Source organism: Cryptosporangium phraense (genome assembly GCF_006912135.1).
GTDB lineage: Bacteria > Actinomycetota > Actinomycetes > Mycobacteriales > Cryptosporangiaceae > Cryptosporangium > Cryptosporangium phraense.
Window position 1 is genome coordinate 224,671 of record NZ_VIRS01000008.1, and the last position, 22,089, is coordinate 246,759.

A 22,089-nucleotide genomic window follows, 5' to 3' on the forward strand; every position below is an offset into this window, starting at 1 on the left:
TCATGGTCGTCGACGATCACCCGATGTGGCGGGACGCGGTCGCCCGCGACCTCGGCGAGGCCGGGTTCGACGTGGTCGCGACGGCCGGCGACGGTGCCGCCGCGGTGCGGATCGCGGCCGCGACGCGTCCGCAGGTCGTGGTGATGGACCTGCAGCTGCCGGAGCTCTCCGGCGTCGAGGCCACCGCCCGCATCCTGGCCGCCGACCCGGCCTGCCGGGTCCTGGTGCTCTCGGCCAGCGCCGAGCGTCCGGACGTGCTCGACGCGATCCGGGCCGGCGCCACCGGCTACCTGGTCAAATCGGCCGGAGCACAGGAACTCGTGGACGCGGTGGCCCGCACCGCCCGGGGCGAGGCGGCGTTCACCGCCGGGCTGGCCGGGCTGGTGCTGGGGGAGTACCGGCGGCTCGCGGCCGGCCCCGAACCGGCCGACGGCCCCGCGCTCACCGGCCGGGAGACCGAGGTGCTACGGCTGATCGCCCGCGGGCTGACCGCGAAACAGGTCGCGACCCGGCTCAGCCTGTCGGTCCGCACGGTCCAGAACCACCTGCAGAACGTCATGGACAAGCTGCAGGTGCACAACCGGGCCGGGCTGGTGCGCTACGCGATCGAGGCCGGGCTCGACGAAGGGTCCTGATCGGTGATCGGCCCCGGGTCGTCGGGGACGTCCCCGTTCGCGGGGTCGCCGTCGAGCGGGTCGCTGTTGGCCAGCCGGAGCAGCAGGCGGGCCCGGTTGCGCAGGCCGAACGTGGTCAGCCGGGTGGTGAGCTCAGGCACCGGCGCGACCTCGCCGGCCCGGGCCGCCCGCAGCGACCAGGCCGTGGCCAGCGACGCGTCGGTCGCGTCGCCCATCCGCTCGTAGACCGAGGCCGCGACCGCATGGTGCAGCGCGGCCGTGCCGTGGTCACCGTTGTGCGCGGCCAGTGCGCCGTTGACGACCGACCGGGCCGCCCGCACCCACAGCGTCTCGCGGGGCGCGGCCTCCAGCACGTTCTTCAGCCACCCGGCCGTCTGCTCGGCGTACGTCCCGCACTTGACGCCGGTCAGCACCGCGGCGTGGGCGGCGGCGGCGAGCCACTCGCGCGGGGCCAGCGGCTCGGCCGCGTGCTCGGCCTCCAGCCGCCGCATCGCGACCGTGGCCTGCTCGGCCGCGCCGGTGACGGCCCGGTACAGCGCCGCGTGGGCGAGCGCGTTGGCCAGCGCGAGCCGGGTGCCGTGCCGGGCCGCGGTGACGACGATCAGCTCCGGGTTGAAGCCCGAGTCCTCACCCCGCAGCGCGCGCAGCCAGGCGGCCAGCGTCCGCAGGTGGGCCCACTCGGCGTCGAGCGTCTCGTCGCCGGTGAACGCGGCGTCGGCCGAGGCGAGCGTGGCGTCCCAGTCGCCGTCGAAGTACGCGCGCATCGGGGTGTGGCCGGGGTGCGGACGCCCGCGGGCCGCGAGCGTGGTCGCGGCGGCCTCGTCGAGCAGCGCGAAGCTCCGGGCGATCTCGCCCTCCTCCTGCAGCGCGCCGGCCAGGTTCTCGGACGCCCGGCGCAGCGACCGCAGGTGGTCGGTGCGGCTGCGGTCGACGGCCCGTTCGAGCAGCGTCAGGCCGGAGAGGTCGCCGGAGAGGTAGCGGGCCGCGCCCTCGGTGATCTGCGCGTTCACCTCGAGCTCGGGCAGCCCCAGCCGGCGGGCCAGGTCACCGGCGGTCTTCGCGGCCGCGGTCGCCTCGTCGACCTCGTAGCTCATCATCCGCAGGCGGGCCAGCTCGGCGTGCGCGGCCGCGCGCACCGGGCTCTCGTCACCCGCGCCGTAGGGGGCGAGCGCACGGTCGAGGTGCGCGAGCGCCGCGGTGCGGTCGCCGCGGGCCCAGGCGACCTGGCTGAGCAGGGTGCGTGCGCTCGCCGACGCATCGCGGGCGCCGAGGACCTCGAGTTGGCTGGCGCAGCGGGCGACGTCGGCCGCGCCGCTGAACCCCTCCGGGTCGGTCGTGAAGCGCAGGCGCCAGCGCAGCACCAGCGCGGTCAGCCGGGCCACCTCGTCGTCCCGGGCGGCGGGGTGTTCGAGCGCGGCCAGCTCGTCGAGCGTCAGCGTGTTCTCGTTCTCCCACAGGGCCAGCGCCTTGTCGAGCAGGTCGACCGCGGTCGGGGCCGCGTGCAGGCTGGCCGCGCGTTCGGCCGCCGCGACCAGCGCGGTGCGGGCCGGCGGCAGGAACGGGCGGACGTCCATGTGCAGGGTGCGGGCCAGCTCCAGGGCGGCGACCCGGTGGTGCGCGACCGCGTCGACAGCCTCGGTGGTGCGGCCGGTGACGTGTGACTGCAGCCAGCGCGCGGCCCGCTGGTGACGGACGACCCGCAGCGCCCGGGGCTGGCGGCGGTAGGCCAGGTCGCGCACGACCGCGTGGCTGAACGCCAGCGCGGGCTCGCCGGCCAGCACGTGGCTGGTCGCCGGGCGGATGAACGCCTTGGCCCGCAGCTCGGCCAGCAGCGCCTCGACCTCGTCGCGGGCCAGCTCGGAGACGGTCGCGACCGCGCCGGGCCAGAACACCTCGCCGATCACGGCCGCGGCCTGGAGCGCACGCTGGGAGCGCGGCCCGAGCAGGTCTACACGGCTGGCCACCACGGCCAGCACGGACTCGGGCAGCGGGAGCGCGTCCTCGGAGTCGTCGCTCTGCTGGTCGGCCAGCATCCGGACGTACTCGTGGGCGTAGAGCGGGGTACCGGCGGCGAGCACCGTGAGGTGTTCCAGCGCGTCGTCCGGGATCGGCGAGTCGCCGGAGAGCGCGCGGAAGAGCGTCAGCGTGTCGTGCGGGTCCAGCGGCGGCAGCTCGACCAGCGCGTGCCGGGGGTGGGCGGCGTCGTACCAGCCGGCCCGCCGCCCGGGGGCCAGCAGCTCGGGCCGGGCCGTGCCCAGCACCAGCAGCGGACCGTCGACGCTGTCGACGAGCTGACGCAGGAAGTCCAGCAGCGGCGGCTCGGCCAGCGCCAGGTCTTCGACCACGACGACCAGCGGGCGCCGGGCGGCCAGCCGGGCGAAGAACATCCGCCAGGCGGCCTGGGCCTCGTCGGCCTCGACCGCGGGAGCGGCGTACCCGACCAGCGGGGCCAGCGCGTCGACCACCCCGGCCCGCTCGGCCGTGGTGAGCAGGCCGTGCAGCGAGTCCATGACCTTGCGCCGGGCGGTGTCGGCCGAGTCGGACTCGAGCACCCCGGCGTAGCCGGTGACGACCTCGGCGATCGCCGCGAACGGGCCACCCTCGCCGCCGGCCAGGCACCGGCCGCCGACCCAGCGGATACCGACCGGCATCGACTGCTCGGCCTGCCGGTTCAGCTCCCGGACCAGCCGGCTCTTGCCGACACCGGCCGGGCCGACGACGGTCACCAGCCGGGGCGCGCGGTCGTCGATCGTCGCCCGGAGCAGCCCGGCCAGGTGGTCGAGGTACGGACCGCGGCCGACGAACGGGCCGTGGTCGCGGTGCCGGTCCCACCGGCGCTGCACCAGCCGCAGCGGACGCCACACCGGCACCGGCCCGGCCTTGCCCTTGACCATCACCGGCGGCATCTCGGTGTACTCGACGTACTCCCGGCTGGCCCGCCAGGTCGCCGACGACACGACGATGCCGCCGACCGGCGCGTGCGACTGCAGCCGGGACGCCAGGTTCACGACGTCACCGGCGACCAGCGCCTGACCGCCGTCCCGGATCGCGTCCAGATCGACGACGACCTCGCCGGTCGCGATTCCGACGCGGGCCCGCAGCGGGCCGGACGGCCCGATGATCCGGCCGTCGAGGTCGGCCTGCAGCTCCAGGCCCACGCGGACGGCGCGGACCGCGTCGTCCTCCTGGGTGACCGGCGCGCCGAAGACCGCCATCACCGCGTCCCCGATGTACTTCTCGACGACGCCGCCGCGGCGGCGGATCGCGCGGGCGACCGTGTCGAAGTACCGCTGCTGGAGGGCCCGCAGGTCCTCCGGGTCGAGCCGCTCGCCCAGGTTCGTGAACCCGGTGAGGTCGACGAACAGGATCGTGACGACCCGGCGCTCCTCGCGGGACGCGACGCCGGTGAGCGGCAGGCCGCGGGCCGCCGGGGCGAGGTCGGCGGCGCAGTTCGGGCACGACTCGGCGGTCAGCTCGACCCCGGTGGCGCAGCTCGGGCACTTCCGGAGCAGGGCCGAGCCACAGCGGCCGCAGAACCGGTCACCGGGGCGGCCCACGGCGGCACAGCGCGCGCAGTGCGTGTCCATGGGCGATCACCCCCGTACCTGGTCTGCAGTGCCTTCGCTACTGATTCCGTTGAACGGTCGTGTATTTGCTGTGAATCGTCTCAGCGGTATCGCCCGAGAGCCACCCATCCCGTCAATATTCACCCGGTCGGTGGCTTTGACAGTCGTCTACCGGACGCTTCTCTGACACGTCCGGATGAGGCCCGATTACGGTGTGTGGCGACTTGAGCCTGGGAGGCGGAAACTCCGCTATGCGTGGAATGTCGAGTATGGTCACCATCACCTTGAAGACGGCGTGGACCGACTCCGCCGGAATCGGTCACCCGCCGGGTTCGACCGTGCGCGTTCCGGAGTCCCAGCTCGACGAACTCGTCTGTACGGGTGTGATCGTTACAGACGCAACTGAGACATGGGTCACATGTGACTGAAGTTGTTACGTCATGCCTGCTCTGCGGCGGAGGGCGGGGATGTCGGTCACGACGATCTTGCGGCCCTCGGTGTGGAGCCAGCCTCGGGTCGCGAACGTGCCGAGGGCCTGGTTGACGCTCTGACGAGAGCCGCCGGCCATCTCGGCCAGCTGGGTCTGGTTCAGATCGATCGTGACGACCGGCGAGCGGTTGTCGCCGACCAGGCGGATCAGCGTCTTGGCCACGCGGCCGGGCAGGTCGAGGAAGATATGGTCGGACGTCTGGTCGGTGAGCCGGCGGATCAGCCCGCCGAACGACCGCATGACGCCGTCCAGGATCGGCGGCTGCGTCCGCACCAGCTCGAGGAACGCCCCGCGGGAGAGCGCGAGCACGTGTGTCTCCTCCAGCGCCTCGGCCGACGCCGACCGGCTACCGCCGTCGAGCAGTGCCAACTCACCCAGGACGCCCGGCGGCCGCACGACGTAGAGCAGCGCCCGATCACCGGTGGGGGCCGTCCGGAACACCGACACGGCACCGCGCCGGACCATGATCAGCGAGTCGCCCGGATCCTTCTCCAGGAACAACAGCTGACCGCGGCGGTAGCTGCGCGGCACGGCGGCGGCGGCCACCCGGCTGCGCACGGCGGGCGCCAGACCGGCGAACAGGTCGACGCCGGCCAGCGGGTCGTCCGCCGGTAGGTTCGGTGTCGGTACGGTCATCGCTGCATCGTCCCGGTCGCCTCGTTCCGTGTGGGTTCACCCGGCTGGGTTCACATGGTCGTCTGGCCGACCATGATGCCGTGTCCTGTCGTATGTCTGACAGCGGGACCGACCAAAAAGCGATATGGGCGTCTTCCGGCGTCGGCGAATCTCAGAACTGTCAGTCGGGACGACTAGGCTTTTCACCGTGCCCGACCCGTCCACGTACCGCCCATCTCCGGGGTCGATCCCGGAGTCTCCAGGTGTCTACCGTTTCCGGGATTCTCGGGGCACGGTCATCTATGTCGGGAAGGCGAAGAACCTCCGCAACCGCCTGAACTCGTACTTCGCCGATCCGTCCGGCCTCCACCCGCGTACCTACCAGATGGTCACGTCCGCGGCCAAGGTCGACTGGGTCGTCGTCACCACCGAGGTCGAGGCGCTGCAGCTGGAGTACTCCTGGATCAAGGAGTACGACCCGCGGTTCAACGTCCGCTACCGCGACGACAAGAGCTATCCGAGCCTCGCGGTCACGCTCTACGAGGAGTACCCGCAGCTCCGGGTCATGCGCGGCCCGAAGAAGAAGGGCGTCCGGTACTTCGGCCCGTACGCGCACGCCTGGGCCATCCGCGAGACGCTCGACCTGCTGCTCCGGGTGTTCCCGGCCCGCACGTGCTCGGCCGGGGTGTTCAAGCGCGCGGGCCAGATCGGCCGTCCCTGCCTGCTCGGGTACATAGACAAGTGCTCGGCCCCGTGCGTCGGCCGGGTGAGCGCCGACGAGCACCGGCAGATCGTCGAGGACTTCTGCGACTTCATGGCCGGCAAGACCGACCAGATGCTCCGCCGCCTCGAACGCGAGATGCAGCGGGCCAGCGAGGAGCTGGAGTTCGAGAAGGCGGCCCGCCTCCGCGACGACATCGGCGCGCTCCGCCGGGCGATGGAGAAGCAGGCCGTCGTGTTCGGCGACGGCACCGACGCCGACGTGATCGCGTTCGCCGACGACGGGCTGGAAGCGGCCGTGCAGGTGTTCCACGTCCGCGGCGGGCGGGTGCGGGGCCAGCGCGGCTGGGTCGTCGAGAAGGTCGAAGACCTGGGCGTCGGCGATCTGGTCGAGCAGTTCTGCCTGCAGATCTACGGCGGCGACGAGGTCAACGAGGCCGTGCCCCGGGAGGTGCTGGTCCCCGAGCTGCCCACCGACGCGCGCGTGCTCGAGGAGCTGCTGTCCGAGCTGCGCGGCACCCGGGTGGCCCTGCGGGTGCCCCAGCGCGGAGACAAGAAGGCGCTGATGGACACCGTCAAGCGCAACGCCGAGCAGGCGTTCACCCAGCACAAGCTCAAGCGGGCCAGCGACCTCACGGCCCGGTCGAAGGCGCTGCAGGAGATCCAGGACGCGCTGCTGCTCGACGAAGCCCCGCTGCGCATCGAGTGCTACGACATCTCGCACGTCAGCGGCACCGACGTCGTCGGCAGCATGGTCGTGTTCGAAGACGGGCTGGCCCGCAAGTCGGAGTACCGCCGGTTCGCGGTGCGCAACGGCCCCGACGGTCCGCCCGACGACACGGCCGCGCTGGCCCAGGTGCTCCGGCGCCGCTTCAACCGCTATCTCGACGCCCACGCCGAGACCGGCGACCTGCCCGACGAAGAGGGCGAAACGACGGATCGGGGTGTCCCGATCGGAATCGACCCGTCGACCGGCAAGCCCCGCAAGTTCGCCTACCCGCCGAACCTCGTCGTGGTCGACGGCGGTGCCCCCCAGGTCGCCGCGGCCGCCCGGGTCCTGGCCGAGCTGGGCATCGACGACGTGGCGCTGTGCGGGCTGGCCAAGCGTCTGGAAGAGGTCTGGCTGCCCGGCGACGACTTCCCGCTCGTCCTCCCGCGCACCAGCGAGGGGCTCTACCTGCTCCAGCGGGCCCGCGACGAGGCCCACCGGTTCGCGATCACCTATCACCGCCAGAAGCGCTCGAAGCGGATGACGGTGTCCGCGCTCGACGGCGTCGCCGGGCTGGGCGAGACGCGACGGAAGGCCCTGCTGCGTCACTTCGGGTCGCTCAAGCGGCTCCGGGAGGCGTCGGTCGACGAGATCATGACCGTGCCCGGCATCGGCCGGCGCACGGCCGAGACGATCGTCGCGGCCCTGTCCGGCGATTCGACGTCCGGCGATTCGGCGTCCGGCGATTCGACCGACGCCGTCCCGGCCGCGCGAACGCCGTCCGAAGCGTCCGGTGAGCGACACTCGCCCGAAAAGTCGGCGACGAGGGCTGCGGAATCCCGCCCGGGCGCACCAGAATCACGGGTAACAAGTGATGTGGGCGTAGTAGGGAGAAGCGAAGACCGATGACGATCGAGGAGCGGTCGCCGGACGCCGACGGCCTCGGCGACATCGCGGCGGCCCGCGCGGAGATGGACCTCGTCGTGGTCACCGGCCTGTCCGGGGCCGGCCGCAGCACGGTGGCCCGGGCGCTGGAGAACGTCGGCTACTACGTGGTCGACAACCTGCCCCAGACCCTCATGGTGACGATGGCCGAGCTCGCGTTCGCCTCCGGAGGCGCCGGCCGGCGCACCGCGATGACGCTCGACGTCCGCAGCCGGGCGTTCTCCACCGACCTGCTGGGCGCGGTGGCCGATCTGCGGGTCCGCGGCTTCCAGCCCCGCGTGCTGTTCGTCGACGCGTCCGACGACGTGCTGATCCGGCGGTTCGAGAGCGTCCGCCGCCCGCACCCGTTGCAGGGCGATGGCCGGCTGGCCGACGGCATCGCGGCCGAGCGGGTACTGCTCGCCAACGCCCGCGAAGTCGCCGATGTGATCATCGACACCAGCCTGCTCAACGGCAACCAGCTCCGCGGCCGCATCGAGGAGCTGTTCGTCAACCCCGAGCAGACGCTGCACGTCACCACGCTCTCGTTCGGCTTCAAGTACGGCCTCCCGGCCGACGCCGACCTCGTCGTCGACATGCGCTGGCTCCCGAACCCGCACTGGGTGCCGGAGCTGCGGCCGTTCTCCGGGAAAGACCAGGCGGTCAGCGACTACGTGATGGCCCAGCCCGGCGCGGTCGAGTTCCTCGACCAGTACGCGGCCGTGGTGGCGATGGCCACCGACGGCTACAAGCGCGAGGGGAAGCGCTACCTCACGATCGGCGTCGGCTGCACCGGCGGTAAGCACCGCAGCGTGGCCAGCGCGATCGCGTTGGCTTCCCGGCTCGGAGCCCGGGGTATACCCACCACCGTCAGCCATCGAGACCTAGGCCGGGAGTAATCGTCTCAGCGGGGCACGGTACCGTCCGCCTCCGCTGTGCAGAACCGGTCAAGGGAAGGCGAAGGGTGTGATCGACCTGGGTGCCGAGCGGCCTCCGCGAGTAGTGGCGTTCGGTGGTGGCCACGGGCTGTTCGCGTCGCTCAAGGCGCTCTGTCTGCTCGGCATCGAGCCGACGGCCGTGGTGACGGTCGCCGACGACGGTGGGTCCAGCGGGCGGTTGCGGCGGGAGTTCGGCGGGATCCCGCCCGGTGACCTGCGGCAGGCGCTGGTCGCGCTGGCCGACCCGGCCGACCCGGTCTCCGCGGCCCTGTTCCAGCACCGGTTCCCGGGCGGCGGCGAACTCGGCGGCCACGCGGTCGGCAACCTGGTCCTGGCCGGGCTGGCCGACATCCTCGGCGGCACGATCCCGGCGCTGGAGCACGCTGCCCGCGCGCTCGGCTGCCGCGGGCGGGTGCTGCCGATGGCGTCCCAGCCACTGGACATCGAGGCCGACGTCGCCGGCGCGCTCGGGAACGTCGTCACGATCCACGGCCAGCACGCGGTCGCGTCGACGAAGGGCCGGGTCCAGCGGGTCCGGCTGACTCCGAGTGACGCACCGGCCTGCGCCGAGGCGGTCGAAGCCGTGTCGCTCGCCGACGCCCTGGTGCTCGGCCCGGGATCGTGGTTCACCAGCGTGTTGCCGCATTTCCTGGTGCCGGAGCTGGCCGACGCGATCGTCAGCGCACCGGCCCGGCGGATCCTCGTCCTGAACCTCAGCACCGACGACGAGACGCGCGGAATGCCGTTCGAAGACCACCTCCACGCGCTCGCCGATCACGCTCCGGCGTTGAAAGTGGATGTGGTTCTGGCCGATCCACACATCGTCAGGGACCACACCGGCCTGTCGCGTGCGGCAGAATCACTGGGAGGACGTCTCGTCGTGGCGCCGGTCGCGGCATCCGACGGGACTCCGCGGCACGATCAGAAGGCACTCTCGGCAGCGCTACGGACGGTGCTCGGTACCGGCTGATCGTGTCGGTACGGGGGTAGCAGCGAAACGAGTGGAGCGCGCGATGGCGATGACGGCCGCGGTGAAAGACGAGTTGAGCCGGGTCGCGGTCACCAAACCGTGTTGCCGTAAGTCGGAGATGGCGGCGCTCCTCCGGTTCGCCGGGGGGCTGCACATCGTCGCGGGCCGGGTCGTGGTCGAAGCCGAGCTCGACACCGGCAACGCCGCCCGGCGGCTGCGCCAGAGCATCGCCGAGGTCTACGGGCACGGCAGCGAGATCCACGTGCTCACCGCGGGCGGGCTGCGCAAGACCAGCCGCTACATCGTCCGGGTGGTGCGGGAGGGTGATTCCCTGGCCCGTCAGACCGGCCTGCTGGACGTCCGGGGCCGGCCGGTTCGCGGGTTGCCCCCGCAGGTCGTCTCGGCCGCCGCGTGCTGCTCCGAGGCGGCCTGGCGCGGTGCGTTCCTGGCCCACGGCTCGCTCACCGAGCCGGGCCGGTCGGCCGCGCTGGAGATCACCTGCCCCGGCCCCGAGGCCGCGCTGGCCCTGGTCGGGGCGGCCCGCCGGATCGGCGTCACCGCGAAGGCCCGCGAGGTGCGCGGGGTCGACCGCGTCGTCGTCCGCGACGGCGACGCGATCGGCGCGCTGCTCACCCGCATCGGCGCGCACGCGAGCGTCCTGGCCTGGGAAGAGCGGCGGATGCGCCGCGAGGTGCGGGCCACCGCGAACCGGCTGGCGAACTTCGACGACGCGAACCTGCGCCGGTCGGCCCGGGCCGCGGTCGCGGCCGGCGCCCGCGTCGAGCGGGCGATGGAGATCCTCTCCGGGGACGCCCCCGAGCACCTGCTCGCGGCCGGGCGGCTGCGGCTGGCCCACGGACAGGCGTCGCTGGAGGAACTCGGCTCGCTGGCCGATCCGCCGCTGACCAAGGACGCTGTTGCCGGGCGCATAAGGCGTCTGCTGGCGCTGGCCGACAAGCGCGCCCACGACACCGGAATCCCCGACACCGAGGCGAGCGTCACACCGGAGATGCTCGCTCCCTGACGAAAGTCGATCTCCCTTAACCCACGGCCTCGATTCCTGAGGTACCGATGGAACAGGCAACCATCGCCACGGGTTGCCCTCGGGTGTGTGGGTAAGGGAGACGGCATGAAGGTCGCAGTTGTCGCGGGTAACCCGAAGCCGCAGTCGCGGACGCTCGACGCGGCCACCCGGGTGGCTCGCGAGCTCACCGGCCAGGAGCCGGACGTCGTGGTCGACGTCGTGACGCTCGGCGCCGGGCTGCTCGGCTGGGGCGACGCGGCGGTGGCGTCCGCGGTCGAGTCGGTGCGGTCGGCGGACGTGGCCGTGTTCGCCAGCCCGACGTTCAAGGCGACCTACACCGGCGTCCTCAAGCTGTTCCTCGACCAGTTCGCGACCGCGGAGGGCCTGGCCGGCGTCGTCGGGGTGCCGGTGATGCTCGGGGCCGGGCCGGGGCACGCGCTCGCCCCCGAACTGCTGCTCAAGCCGGTCCTGGTCGAGCTCGGCGCGTCCTGCCCGACGCCCGGCCTGTACCTGATCGACTCGACCTACACCGAGAGCTCGACGATCGCCGACTACGCCAAGCGCTGGTCCCGACCCGTGGCCGGCACCGCGTCGGGCCTGCGATGAAAGCCACCGCCGGGGCCGACCCCCGTGACCTCCGCGACGTCTACGGGGCGTTCCCCAGCGGCGTCGTCGGGTTGTGCGCGGTGGTCGACGGCGTCCCGGTCGGGATGGCGGCGAGCAGCTTCGTCGCCGTGTCGCTCGATCCGCCGCTGGTCGCGGTGTGCGTCCAGCACACGTCCACGACGTGGCCGCGGCTGCGTGAGCGGCCGGTCGTCGGGGTGAGCGTGCTGGGGGAGTCGCACGACCTGGCCGCCCGACGCCTCGCGGCCAAGACCGGTGACCGGTTCGAGGGCCTCACGGTCGCCACCACCGACGGCGGTGCGCTGCTCATCGACGGCGCGAGCGCCTGGCTCGAGTGCACGGTCGACCGCGAGGTGCCGGCCGGCGACCACATGATCGTGCTGCTGCGGATCGAGGCGTTCGAGCTGGAGCGCACGATCGCGCCGCTCGTCTTCCACTCGAGCGGCTTCCGACGCCTCTCGGCGTGACGACACGGCCTACGGTATCCGGGTGGAACCCTTCAGACTGGGCGTCGACTTCGGTACCTCCAGTACGGTCGCGGCCTTACTCGGGCCCGACGGACGGGTTCGTCCACTGCTGTTCGACTCGTCCCCTTTGCTGTCGTCCGCGGTCTTCCTCGGCCCCGACGCGACGGTCCTCACCGGTGCGGACGCCGAGCGGGCCGGCGTCGCGAACCCGGCCGGCCTGGAGCCGAACCCGAAGCGCCGGATCGACGACGGCACGGTCTGGCTCGGTGAGCGCGAGGTCGGCGTCGTCGATCTGATCGCCACCGTGCTGGGGCGGGTCGCGGCCGAGGCGTACCGGGTGACGGGTGCGCCGCCGGCCGGCGTCGTCCTGACCCATCCGGCCGGGTGGCGGCAGGCCCGGCTGGGAATCCTGCACGCGGCCGCCACCCGGGCCGGGCTGGGGCCGCTGGAGTTCGTCCCGGAGCCGGTGGCCGCGGCCGCGTACTTCGTCCGCGTGCTGGGGCAGACGCTCCCGCCCGACCGATGCCTGGTCGTCTACGACTTCGGCGCGGGGACGTTCGACGTCAGCGTGGTGCGGCCGGCCGGGACCGGATTCGTCGTCGTGGCGTCGGCCGGGCTGCCGGACGTCGGCGGGCTCGACGTCGACGCGGCGGTCGTCGCGCACGCGCGGTCGCTGACCGGGGGCGCGACGCAGGCGTGGTCGCGGCTCGACTGGCCGCAGTCGCCGTCCGACCTGCAGGCCCGGCACGCGCTGTGGCGCGGGGCCAAGGCGGCCAAGGAGCAGCTCTCCCGGCACCCGGCGACCGACCTGCACGTGCCGCTGGCCGGCACCGACGTGCGGCTGACCCGCGAGGAGTTCGACAAGCTGGCGGCGCCGCTGCTGGAGCGCACGTCGGGGTTGACGCTGAGCGTGCTGCGCGAGGCCGGGGTCGCGCCGGAGCAGATCGGGGGAGTGTTCCTGGTCGGTGGGTCGTCGCGGATTCCGCTGGCTGCGACGCTGCTGCACCGGACCCTGCGGATCGCGCCGACGGCGCTCGACCACCCCGAGCTGGTAGTGGCCGAAGGAAGTTTGCGCGCTGCCCCCGCCGAGCCGCCCACGATCACGTTGCCGCCCGGCGGCGGAGCCCCGACCCTCCCGATCCCGGCACCCGCGAGCGGACCACCCTCCACGGCCCCGCCCAGCGCCCCGCCCTACGCGGCCGCCCCGGCCAGCGCCCCGCCCTACGCGGCCGGGCCTGGGCGTGGGCCTCGGCGCCGGAAGGCGTTGGTGATCGGGGGCGCTGCGGCGCTGGTGGCGGTCGCCGTCATCGCGGCCGCCGTGCTGCTGATCCTCAAGCCCTGGGTACCGGGCCCGATCACCGGCGCGACAAATGTCGCTGTACTTAAAGCCCACACCGACGGCGTGAACGCGGTCGCGTTCAGCCCCGACGGCAAGCTCCTGGCCAGCGCGGGCGAGGACGACACGATCCGCTTCTGGGACGTCGACTCGCACCAGCCGACCGGCCACGACCTGACCGGCTTCACGATCGCCCCGACCGCGATCGCGTTCGCCCCGGACGGCAAGCGCCTGCTGTCGCTGGCCAGCAGCGACGTCCAGGTCTGGGAAGTCTCCAGCCGCCGATCCGCCTACGACGACCTGGAAACGCTCGACACGAAGGTCGGCGACGCCTACCCGGGCACGCTCGAGTCGATCGAGTTCACCGACGACGGCAAGCGCATCGCGGCCGCGTCCACCTACGGCAACGTGCTCAACTGGAACACCGGGAACGGCTCCCGCGCGGCCACTTACCCGACGATCGCCGGGCCGAAGAAGTCGCTCAGCGACGTCGCGCTCAGCCCCGACGGCACCACGCTGGCCGCGCTCGACAGCACGGACGGCCTGCGGCTCTACGACGTCGCCAAGAAGACGCCGGTCGGCGGACCGCTGACCGCGGAGGACGACCCCTACGGCGGGCTGACGTTCAGTCCGGACGGAAAGTTCCTGGCCGCCACCACCTCGGGCGCCGGGGTCATCGTCTTCGACCTCGGCACCGGCCGGGTGGTCGCCACCCTCGAGGGGTTCACCAGCATGGTGCGGACGATCGCGTTCAGCCCGGACGGGAAGATCCTCGCGGCCGCCGGCGACGACAGCCGGATCCTGCTCTGGGACGTTCCGAACGACCGGCAGATCGGCCCGGCGCTCACCGGCCACGCGAAGAAGGTCGACGGCTCGGCGGCCTCGATCCACGACCTGACGTTCAGCCCGGACGGGAAGTACCTCGCGAGCGCGAGCACGGACAAGACCGTGATCCTCTGGGAACTCGACCGAAATTGACGGCCTGAATCGATCAGGGCGGCCCGGTACCATGATCCGCGCGGGTCATCGATAGGCTCGACCTCGAGATATCAAATCGAAGCTCGAGTATTCGGCGAGGGAGTACGCGTGACCATCCGGGTAGGTATCAACGGGTTCGGACGTATCGGGCGCAACTTCTTCCGGGCCGCCCTGGAGTCCGGCGCCGACATCCAGGTCGTGGGCGTCAACGACCTGACCGACAACGCGACGCTGGCCCACCTGCTGAAGTACGACAGCATCCTCGGTCGCCTGCAGCAGGACGTGAAGGCCAGCGCCGACGAGATCTCGGTCGGCGGCCAGACGATCAAGGCGCTCGAGGAGCGCGACCCGTCCAAGCTGCCGTGGGGCGACCTCGGCGCGGACGTCGTCATCGAGTCGACCGGCTTCTTCACCGACGCGGTCAAGGCCAAGGCGCACATCGACGGTGGCGCGAAGAAGGTCATCATCTCGGCGCCGGCCAAGAACGAGGACTTCACGGTCGTCATGGGCGTGAACGACGCCGACTACGACCCGGCCAAGCACAACATCATCTCGAACGCGTCCTGCACCACGAACTGCCTCGGCCCGCTGGCCAAGGTGCTCAACGACGCGTTCGGCATCGAAAAGGGCCTGATGACGACGGTCCACGCCTACACGCAGGACCAGAACCTGCAGGACGGCCCGCACAAGGACCTCCGTCGCGCCCGCGCGGCCGGCATCAACGTGGTCCCGACCAGCACCGGTGCCGCCAAGGCGATCGGCCTCGTGCTCCCCGACCTGGTCGGCAAGCTCGACGGCTACGCGCTCCGGGTGCCGATCCCCACCGGCTCGGCCACCGACCTCACCGTCGACCTGGCCCGTGAGGCCTCGGTCGAGGAGATCAACGCCGCCTACCAGGCCGCCGCCGAGGGCCCGCTCAAGGGTTACCTGAAGTACAACAGCGACCCGATCGTGTCGTCGGACATCGTCACCGACCCGGCGTCCTGCATCTACGACGCCCCGCTGACCAAGGTCATCGGCAACCAGGCCAAGGTCGTCGGCTGGTACGACAACGAGTGGGGCTACTCGAACCGCCTCGTCGACCTGGTCTCCCTCGTCGGCAAGACGCTCTGACCACTATGAAGAGCCTCGACGACCTGCTCGCCGAGGGTGTGGCCGGTCGGCGCGTGCTGCTGCGCGCCGACCTGAACGTCCCCCTCGACGGCCAGAAGATCACCGACGACGGACGCATCCGCGCGGTCCTCCCGACGATCACCGCGCTCCGCGACGCGGGCGCGCGCGTGATCGTCTTCTCCCACCTCGGACGCCCGAAGGGCGCGCCGGACCCGAAGTACTCGCTCGAGCCGGTCGCGCAGCGGCTGGACGAGCTGCTCGGCGCGCCGGTGGCGTTCGCGACCGACACCGTCGGCCCGCAGGCGCAGGAAGCCGTGGCCGGCGTCGGCGACGGCGGGGTCGTGCTGCTGGAGAACCTCCGCTTCAACGCGGGCGAGACCAGCAAGGACGACGCTGCGCGGAAGGCGTTCGCGCAGGAGCTGTCGAACTTCGCCGGCCAGGACGGCGCCTACGTCGACGACGCGTTCGGCGCCGTGCACCGCAAGCACGCCAGCGTGTACGACCTGGCCCAGCTGCGCCCGGCCTACGCCGGCTACCTGGTGGCCCGTGAGCTCGACGTGCTCCGTCAGCTCACCGGCGAGCCCGAGCGGCCGTACGTCGTCGTGCTCGGCGGCAGCAAGGTCTCCGACAAGCTGGGCGTCATCGACGCGCTGCTGCCGAAGGTCGACACGCTGTTGATCGGCGGCGGCATGTGCTTCACGTTCCTCGCGGCCCAGGGCCACGGCGTCGGTGACTCGCTGCTCGAGCAGGAGATGATCGACACCTGCAAGCGGTTGCTGTCCGAGGGCGGCGACAAGATCGTGCTTCCGACCGACGTCGTCCTCGCGGACGACTTCTCGGCCGACGCCAACACGAAGGTCGTTCCGGCCGACGCTCTGGAAGACGGCTGGAAGGGCCTGGACATCGGGCCTGAGTCGGTGCGGCTGTTCTCGGACAAGCTGGCCGGCGCGAAGACCGTGTTCTGGAACGGGCCGATGGGCGTGTTCGAGCTGGCGCCGTTCGCCGAGGGCACCCGCGGGGTCGCCGAGGCGGTCGCGTCGGTGGACGGGCTCACGATCGTCGGTGGTGGCGACTCGGCCGCGGCCGTGCGTCAGCTCGGGATCGAGGAGTCGCGGTTCGGGCACATCTCGACCGGCGGCGGGGCCTCGCTGGAGTTCCTGGAGGGCAAGGAACTGCCCGGCGTCGCCGCACTCGAAGGGGCCTGATCCATGGCGAAGAAGGTCAGCTTCGAGCGTCGTCCGCTGATCGCGGGCAACTGGAAGATGAACCTCAACCACCTCGAGGCGATCTCCCTCACCCAGAAGATCGCGATCAGCCTCACCGAGGAGCAGCTCGCGCTGGTCGAGGCGGCGGTCATCCCGCCGTTCACCGACCTGCGCAGCGTCCAGACGCTGATCCAGGGCGACAAGCTCAACCTCGCCTACGGCGCGCAGGACCTGTCGCCGTACGACTCGGGCGCCTACACCGGGGACGTCTCCGGAGCGATGCTCGCGAAGCTCGACTGCACGTACGTGATCGTCGGCCACTCCGAGCGGCGCGAGTACCACCACGAGGACGACTCGGTGGTGAACGCCAAGGTGCGCGCCGCGTTCAAGCACGGCCTGACGCCGATCCTGTGCGTGGGCGAGGGCCTCTCGGTGCGTGAGGAGGCCGCGCACGTCCCGCACTGCACCGCACAGCTCGATGCGGCACTGGCCAAGGTCACGGCCGAGCAGGTCGCGAACATCGTGATCGCGTACGAGCCGGTCTGGGCGATCGGCACCGGCAAGGTCGCGACGCCGGAGGACGCGCAGGAGGTCTGCGGGGAGATCCGGAAGGCGCTGGCCGCGAAGTACTCGGAAGAGATCGCGAACGGCATCCGGGTGCTGTACGGCGGCTCGGTCAAGGCGAAGAACGTCGCCGCGATCATGGCCCAGCCCGATGTGGACGGCGCCCTGGTGGGCGGCGCGAGCATCGACGCCGACGAGTTCGCGACGATCGTCCGGTTCCCCGAACACGCGACGGCAGTCAGCTGAGCACGATCATCGTGGTGGCCGGCGGGGAACCGCCGGCCGCTGCGTTTCTGGCGGGTCTACCGCCGGACGCGTTCGTGGTGGCCGCGGACTCCGGGGTGGACGGCGCGCACGGCATCGGGCTGCGCGTCGGCCTGGCGGTCGGCGACTTCGACTCTGCGTCGGCCTCAGCCGCGGCCCGGGTCGAGGCCGAGGGCGGGCAGGTCGAGCGGTACCCGGCCGCGAAGGACGCCACCGACCTGGAGATCGCCCTCGACGCCGCCCTCGCCCGGGCGCCCTCGCGCATCGTGGTACTGGGCGGGGCGGGCGGCCGGTTCGACCACTGGCTGGCCGTGGCCTTCCTGCTGGCGTCTCCGCTGTACGCGGCCGTGGATCTCCAGGCCCGCTGGTCGGCGGCGACCGTCACCGTGGTGCGCCGCTCGGCGTCCTTGACCGGGCGCCCGGGGGAGGTCGTCACATTGCTGCCGGTACACGGCGCGGCCGTCGGTATCGCGACCGAGGGCCTGCTCTATCCGCTCCGGGACGAAGACCTACCTCCCGGCACCACCCGGGGCGTCTCCAACGTCCTCGAGGGTGCCACCGCGCACGTGACCGTGCGCGGTGGCACCCTGCTGGCGATCCAGCCCCACTAACCCGTTTCGCCGCGGACGCTGAAGGCGCTGAGGCGGTCGATCGCCAGCGTGGCGGCCGCCGTGGCCAGGACGATCGTCGCCAGCACGGCGTAGACGGCCGGCAGCCGGGACGTGACCAGATCGGTCGACGCGACCCAGTCCGACGTCGTCACCGCGAACTGGCGGATGCTCAGCCAGCGGACCCCGTCGAGCAGGTTGGCCAGCGTCGTCTCCCACAGCACCAGATAGCCGATCGCGATCAGCACCGGCCGCCGGCTGATGACGCTCAGCGCGACGAACAGCGCCGAGTAGGCCACCGACCCGACGAACGCGCCGACCGCCAGCCCGATCCCGAGCCGGACCGAGTCGACCAGGATCCCGGCGACGAACATCGGCACCGCGGTGGCCAGCGTCGTGACGCCGATGGCCACGCCCAGCTTCGTCAGGACGATCGTCCCGCGCGGTACGGGGGTGGTCAGCAGCGTCACCGCGCTGCCGTCCTCCAGTTCCGAGCCCAGGACGCCGGTGCCGACGATCATCGCGATCAGCGGCAGCACCACCCCGAACCCGATCTGGGTGAGCACCGGGTCGGCCCACTTCGCCGGGTCGGCCCCGGACGCCCGCCCGATGATCGCCGCGACGACCAGCAACACCGGCAGCGGGAAGAGGAGCAGGAACCGGCGACGGCCGAGCAGTCCCCGGAGCGTGATCTTGGCGAGAACCCGAACAACCATGACGTCAGCCCCCGATCAGGTACGAGAAAACGCTTTCGAGCGACTCGTCCGCAGGAAGAACCTGGTAGAGCCGCACGCCGGCGCCGCGCGCCGCGGAGGGGAGCGCCGCGGTGAACGCGCCGTAGTCACTGGCCCGCACCAGCACGCCGTCGTTCTCCAGCTCCACCCCCGAGACGGATTCCAGCGCGAGGAGGGCGACGCCCAACGAGCGGTCGTTGCTGGACGACAGCCGGAACTCGTGCGGACGCTGGGTCATCAGCCGCCGGATCGCCCGGTGGTCGCCGGAGGCCGCGAGCCGCCCGGCCACCATCACCTGGATCTGCTGGGAGACCTGCTCCACCTCCTCCAGGATGTGCGAGCTGAACAGGACCGTCCGGCCCTCCTCGCCCATCCGGTGGAGCAGCTCCATCAGCTCGAGCCGCTGGCGCGGGTCCATGCCGTTGAACGGCTCGTCCAGCAGCAGCACGGCCGGATCGTGCACCAGTGCGGCCGCGACCCGGGCCCGCTGGCGCATGCCCTTGGAGTAGGTGGCGATCCGGCGGTCGGCGGCCGGGCCGAGGTTCACCATCGCGATCGCCCGGTCGGCGGCCGAGCGGGGGTGATCCATCTTGTGCAGCGTCGCGGTCGCCTCGACCAGCTCGCGGGCCGAGAGGAACCCGTACGTGTCCTCCCGGTCGACGACCAGGCCGAGCGTGCGGTAGATCGCCGGGTTGCGCCAGACCGGCGCGTCCTGCACCAGGATCTCGCCCCGCGACGGCGCGAGCAGCCCGGCCATCAGATGCAGCAACGTCGTCTTGCCGGCCCCGTTCGGACCGAGCAGACCGGTGACGCCGGTACCGATCGACATCGTGATGTCGTTGACCGCGACCACGTTCCCGAACCACCGGGACACCCCGCGGACGTCGATCACCGACCTCGTGGCCGGCGGTGCCGCCTCCAGGACCTCGCTCGTCATGCCGGAACCTTCCGATAGCGGGCCACCAGCAGCGCGATGCAGGCGGCCGAGAGGACGACGAAGTAGACGGCGAGCAGCGGGCCGTGCGCGATCGGGTCGCCGCCCGTGTACCGGGTCGGGTCGTCGGCGTAGAGCCAGATGCCGAGGTAGTTCAGCGCGGCCGGCGGGTTGGTCATCGCGACCAGCTCGCTGGTGCCCTGGCTCGCGTTCAGCGCCTCGGTGAACGCCACCGCCGGCGTCGTCACCAGGAACACCGCGACGATGGCGGCGGCGGCGATCGCCCGGCGTCGGATCAGCGACGCGATCAGCACGCTGATCGACGACAGCACGATCGCGTGGGTGGCGCCGTGGGCCAGCCCGGCGGCCCAGTCGCCGGCCGCGTGCGTGATGCCGTCGGCGCCCTTCTTGGTGGAGAGCGCCGCCCCGACGAACATCAGCGTCACCGGCGCGGCCAGCACCAGGAACAGCGCGGTGACCAGGCCGCCCAGCCGGGCCAGCGCGTAGTCCGTGCGGCGCAGCGGCCGGGCGAAGTACAGCGAGAGCGCCCGGGTCTGCTGGTCGCGGGACGTGAGCTCGGGAGCGATGCCGGCCAGCAGCAGGACCGACAGGATCGTCATGTTGTCGAGGAACATCGGGCTGGTCGTCACGCTCTGGCCGGTCTGGGCGGCGATCACGGTGACGATCAGGCCGGCCAGCAGGATGAAGCTGATGATCGACCAGCTGAAGATCTTCGCCTTGATCCCCCGGCCGAGGCCGAACGCGGTGCGCAGCGAGTGCACGTACAGCGTGCGGAACGCGTAGCCGCGGCCGAGCCGCGGTCCGGTGTACCGCTGGTACCCGAGGTCATGGATGACGCTGGTCATGCCGCACCCGCTTCGGCTCGCGCGAACAGTTCGGCGACCCGGTGCCGGCGCTGGTCGAGCCGGTGCAGGGCCAGGTGGAGGTCGGCGACCGCGTCCAGGATGACGTCGTACGTGGTGTCGTCGACCAGCGGTACCAGCACGGTGCGGCCGTCCTGCCGGGCGTCCGTACCGCGGTTCTTCAGCAGCTCGACGAGAGCCTCGGCGTTCGCGTCGACCTCTATGACCAGCTCGTCCTGGCCGGTCGTCATCGCGTCGACGCGGTCGGCGCGGAGCAGCCGGCCGCCGTCGAGCGCGACCAGGTAGTCGCAGATCCGCTCGATCTCGCCGAGCAGGTGGGAGCAGATGACGACCGTGATGCCGAACTCGGTGCCGATCCGGCGGACGAGGTCGAGCATCGCGTCCCGGCCGGCCGGGTCGAGGCCGTTGGTCGGCTCGTCGAGCAGGAGCAGGTCGGGGTCGTGGACCAGGGCCTGGGCCAGCTTGACCCGCTGCTTCATGCCGGTCGAGTAGCCGCCGATCTGCCGGTAGCGCTCCTCGTACAGGCCGACGTGACGCAGCGTCTCGGACGCGCGCTCGCGGGCGGCCGCCTTGGGCAGGCCGCTCATCCGTCCGAAGTGCGTGACCAGTTCGGCCGCGCTGAGGTCGGGCGGGAGGCAGTCGAACTCGGGCATGTAGCCGACCCGGGCCCGGACGAGCTCACCGTCGACGGTGGGGTCGAGTCCGAGGACCTGGATGGTGCCGCTGGTCGGGGCCAGCAGCCCGAGGACGATCTTCAGGAACGTCGACTTCCCGGCGCCGTTCGCACCGACGAGGCCGACCACACCGCCTGCCGTGTCAGTGCCTGACACCGCCGCGGAGTCGATCGTGACGGACAGGTCGTCGAGCGCCCGTACGCCACCGTCGTACTGTTTGGCCAGGGATTGAGTCGTAATGACGGTCACGGCGGGTAACTGTAGGGATCCCTACCTCGCCCGCGCATCGGGAATCTCCCCGACCGGGACCCTTACTAAAGAGGCTTGTTCGGGAGCGGCCCGCCGTGCGGATGGCCAGGGGCCGACGTGTGACGGCGATAAATGGTGCGCTCGGTCCCGAACAAGTCTCTCAGAATGGCCCGTTGCCCACGGGGGTGTCACGTGGGCAACGGGCAGTCTCGAGACGCGGTACCGGACCGACCCCGCCGCGATCCGGGCCGGTTCCGCGCCCCTAGCGCCAGAGAGCCGGGTCGATCTGGATCTGGAACGGCTCTTCGATCGTGAACAGGTCGCGGTGCTCGGTCGGGCTCTCGTACGTCTTGTTGCCGCCGAGCCGGTAGGCGTAGACCACGACCTCGGGCTCGGTCTCCAGCCGCAGGTAGAGCGGGATGCCCCAGGCCGCATAGATCGCGACCTTCGTCGTGCGGTCGGGCGTGTACGAATGGCGGGACACGACCTCGGCCGCGACCGAGACCTCGTGCGGATGCGCCCAGCCGCGATGGGCGCCGCGCCGCGTCAGCTCGCGCGGGACCACGAGGATGTCGGGAGCCCGGAGCTCGGCGACGACCCGGCCGTCGTAAATCCGGACCTCACCTTCCTGAACCGGCCAGTACTGGCTCGGGCACTGCTCCTCGAGGACGTTGGCTAACCGGCGGCAAGCTTCCTGGTGCCAGAAGCTCGGCCGGGGGGAGACGACCAGCCGGCCGTCTTCGATCTCGTAGTGCACGCCCTCGGGTACCTGCACGAGTTCTTCGTCGGACCATCCGTCGGGTGGTTCGTAGAGTCCTACCGCGGCTGTCATGCCGGACACCGTAGAGACGCCTGTGAGTGCTC

19 protein-coding genes are annotated in these 22,089 nt (G+C 71.9%); 12 read left to right on the forward strand and 7 right to left on the reverse strand.

The window, feature by feature from the left end; all coding sequences use genetic code 11:
• The first annotated feature begins 2 nt into the window (after positions 1-2).
• On the forward strand, positions 3-635 hold the full coding sequence (locus tag FL583_RS14140; RefSeq protein WP_142705120.1) for a response regulator transcription factor: 633 nt from the start codon (positions 3-5) through the stop codon (positions 633-635).
• On the opposite strand, the gene FL583_RS14145 is transcribed toward FL583_RS14140, so the two are convergent.
• Entirely contained in the window at positions 599-4,222 is a 3,624-nt protein-coding gene (locus tag FL583_RS14145; protein WP_142705070.1) for an adenylate/guanylate cyclase domain-containing protein, read from the reverse strand. The two genes, FL583_RS14140 and FL583_RS14145, sit on opposite strands and share 37 nt — an antisense overlap.
• A 412-nt stretch (positions 4,223-4,634) precedes the next feature.
• Complete coding sequence (locus FL583_RS14150; protein WP_142705071.1) at positions 4,635-5,327, reverse strand: Crp/Fnr family transcriptional regulator; 693 nt, start codon at positions 5,325-5,327, stop codon at positions 4,635-4,637.
• A 187-nt stretch (positions 5,328-5,514) separates the two neighbouring features.
• Here FL583_RS14150 and uvrC point away from each other — a divergent pair, with 187 nt between their 5' ends.
• The 11 genes from uvrC to FL583_RS14205 all read left to right on the forward strand — a co-directional run bounded on the left by uvrC (position 5,515) and on the right by FL583_RS14205 (position 17,753).
• Positions 5,515-7,644 carry an excinuclease ABC subunit UvrC gene (uvrC, locus tag FL583_RS14155; RefSeq protein ID WP_142705072.1) on the forward strand — a complete coding sequence of 710 codons (2,130 nt, stop codon included), beginning with the start codon at positions 5,515-5,517 and terminating at the stop codon, positions 7,642-7,644.
• Positions 7,641-8,558: an RNase adapter RapZ gene (gene rapZ, locus FL583_RS14160; RefSeq protein WP_170323637.1), complete on the forward strand. Its 918-nt coding sequence runs from the start codon at positions 7,641-7,643 to the stop codon at positions 8,556-8,558. The genes uvrC and rapZ overlap by 4 nt, the downstream gene beginning before the upstream one ends.
• 67 nt (positions 8,559-8,625) lie before the next feature.
• Entirely contained in the window at positions 8,626-9,567 is a 942-nt protein-coding gene (locus FL583_RS14165) for a gluconeogenesis factor YvcK family protein (RefSeq protein ID WP_205752124.1), read from the forward strand.
• Between the two features lie 43 nt (positions 9,568-9,610).
• A complete protein-coding gene (whiA, locus tag FL583_RS14170) occupies positions 9,611-10,591 on the forward strand; it encodes a DNA-binding protein WhiA (RefSeq protein ID WP_142705073.1) in 981 nt (326 codons plus the stop codon).
• Between the two features lie 105 nt (positions 10,592-10,696).
• On the forward strand, positions 10,697-11,197 hold the full coding sequence (locus FL583_RS14175; RefSeq protein WP_142705074.1) for an NAD(P)H-dependent oxidoreductase: 501 nt from the start codon (positions 10,697-10,699) through the stop codon (positions 11,195-11,197).
• Complete coding sequence (locus tag FL583_RS14180) at positions 11,194-11,682, forward strand: flavin reductase family protein (RefSeq protein ID WP_142705075.1); 489 nt, start codon at positions 11,194-11,196, stop codon at positions 11,680-11,682. The genes FL583_RS14175 and FL583_RS14180 overlap by 4 nt, the downstream gene beginning before the upstream one ends.
• 22 nt (positions 11,683-11,704) lie before the next feature.
• A complete protein-coding gene (locus tag FL583_RS14185) occupies positions 11,705-13,996 on the forward strand; it encodes an Hsp70 family protein (protein WP_142705076.1) in 2,292 nt (763 codons plus the stop codon).
• 108 nt (positions 13,997-14,104) lie between these two features.
• The gene (gene gap / locus FL583_RS14190; protein ID WP_142705077.1) at positions 14,105-15,109 is read left to right on the forward strand and encodes a type I glyceraldehyde-3-phosphate dehydrogenase; all 1,005 of its coding nucleotides are present in this window, start codon (positions 14,105-14,107) and stop codon (positions 15,107-15,109) included.
• A 5-nt stretch (positions 15,110-15,114) separates the two neighbouring features.
• Positions 15,115-16,314 carry a phosphoglycerate kinase gene (locus FL583_RS14195; protein WP_142705078.1) on the forward strand — a complete coding sequence of 400 codons (1,200 nt, stop codon included), beginning with the start codon at positions 15,115-15,117 and terminating at the stop codon, positions 16,312-16,314.
• A gap of 3 nt (positions 16,315-16,317) precedes the next feature.
• Positions 16,318-17,124, forward strand: a complete 807-nt coding sequence (gene tpiA / locus FL583_RS14200; protein WP_142705079.1) for a triose-phosphate isomerase — start codon at positions 16,318-16,320, stop codon at positions 17,122-17,124.
• Positions 17,125-17,138: 14 nt separating this feature from the next.
• Entirely contained in the window at positions 17,139-17,753 is a 615-nt protein-coding gene (locus FL583_RS14205) for a thiamine diphosphokinase (protein WP_170323638.1), read from the forward strand.
• On the opposite strand, the gene FL583_RS14210 is transcribed toward FL583_RS14205, so the two are convergent.
• From FL583_RS14210 to FL583_RS14230, 5 genes are all read right to left on the reverse strand, one after another.
• Positions 17,750-18,466, reverse strand: a complete 717-nt coding sequence (locus tag FL583_RS14210) for an ABC transporter permease (RefSeq protein WP_142705081.1) — start codon at positions 18,464-18,466, stop codon at positions 17,750-17,752. The genes FL583_RS14205 and FL583_RS14210 overlap by 4 nt on opposite strands.
• Before the next feature lie 4 nt (positions 18,467-18,470).
• Complete coding sequence (locus FL583_RS14215) at positions 18,471-19,421, reverse strand: ABC transporter ATP-binding protein (RefSeq protein ID WP_142705082.1); 951 nt, start codon at positions 19,419-19,421, stop codon at positions 18,471-18,473.
• Complete coding sequence (locus FL583_RS14220; protein WP_142705083.1) at positions 19,418-20,284, reverse strand: ABC transporter permease; 867 nt, start codon at positions 20,282-20,284, stop codon at positions 19,418-19,420. Before FL583_RS14220 ends, FL583_RS14215 begins: the two co-directional genes overlap by 4 nt.
• Entirely contained in the window at positions 20,281-21,225 is a 945-nt protein-coding gene (locus FL583_RS14225) for an ABC transporter ATP-binding protein (protein ID WP_142705084.1), read from the reverse strand. Before FL583_RS14225 ends, FL583_RS14220 begins: the two co-directional genes overlap by 4 nt.
• 262 nt (positions 21,226-21,487) lie before the next feature.
• Complete coding sequence (locus FL583_RS14230; RefSeq protein ID WP_142705085.1) at positions 21,488-22,057, reverse strand: Uma2 family endonuclease; 570 nt, start codon at positions 22,055-22,057, stop codon at positions 21,488-21,490.
• Between the last annotated feature and the right edge of the window lie 32 nt (positions 22,058-22,089).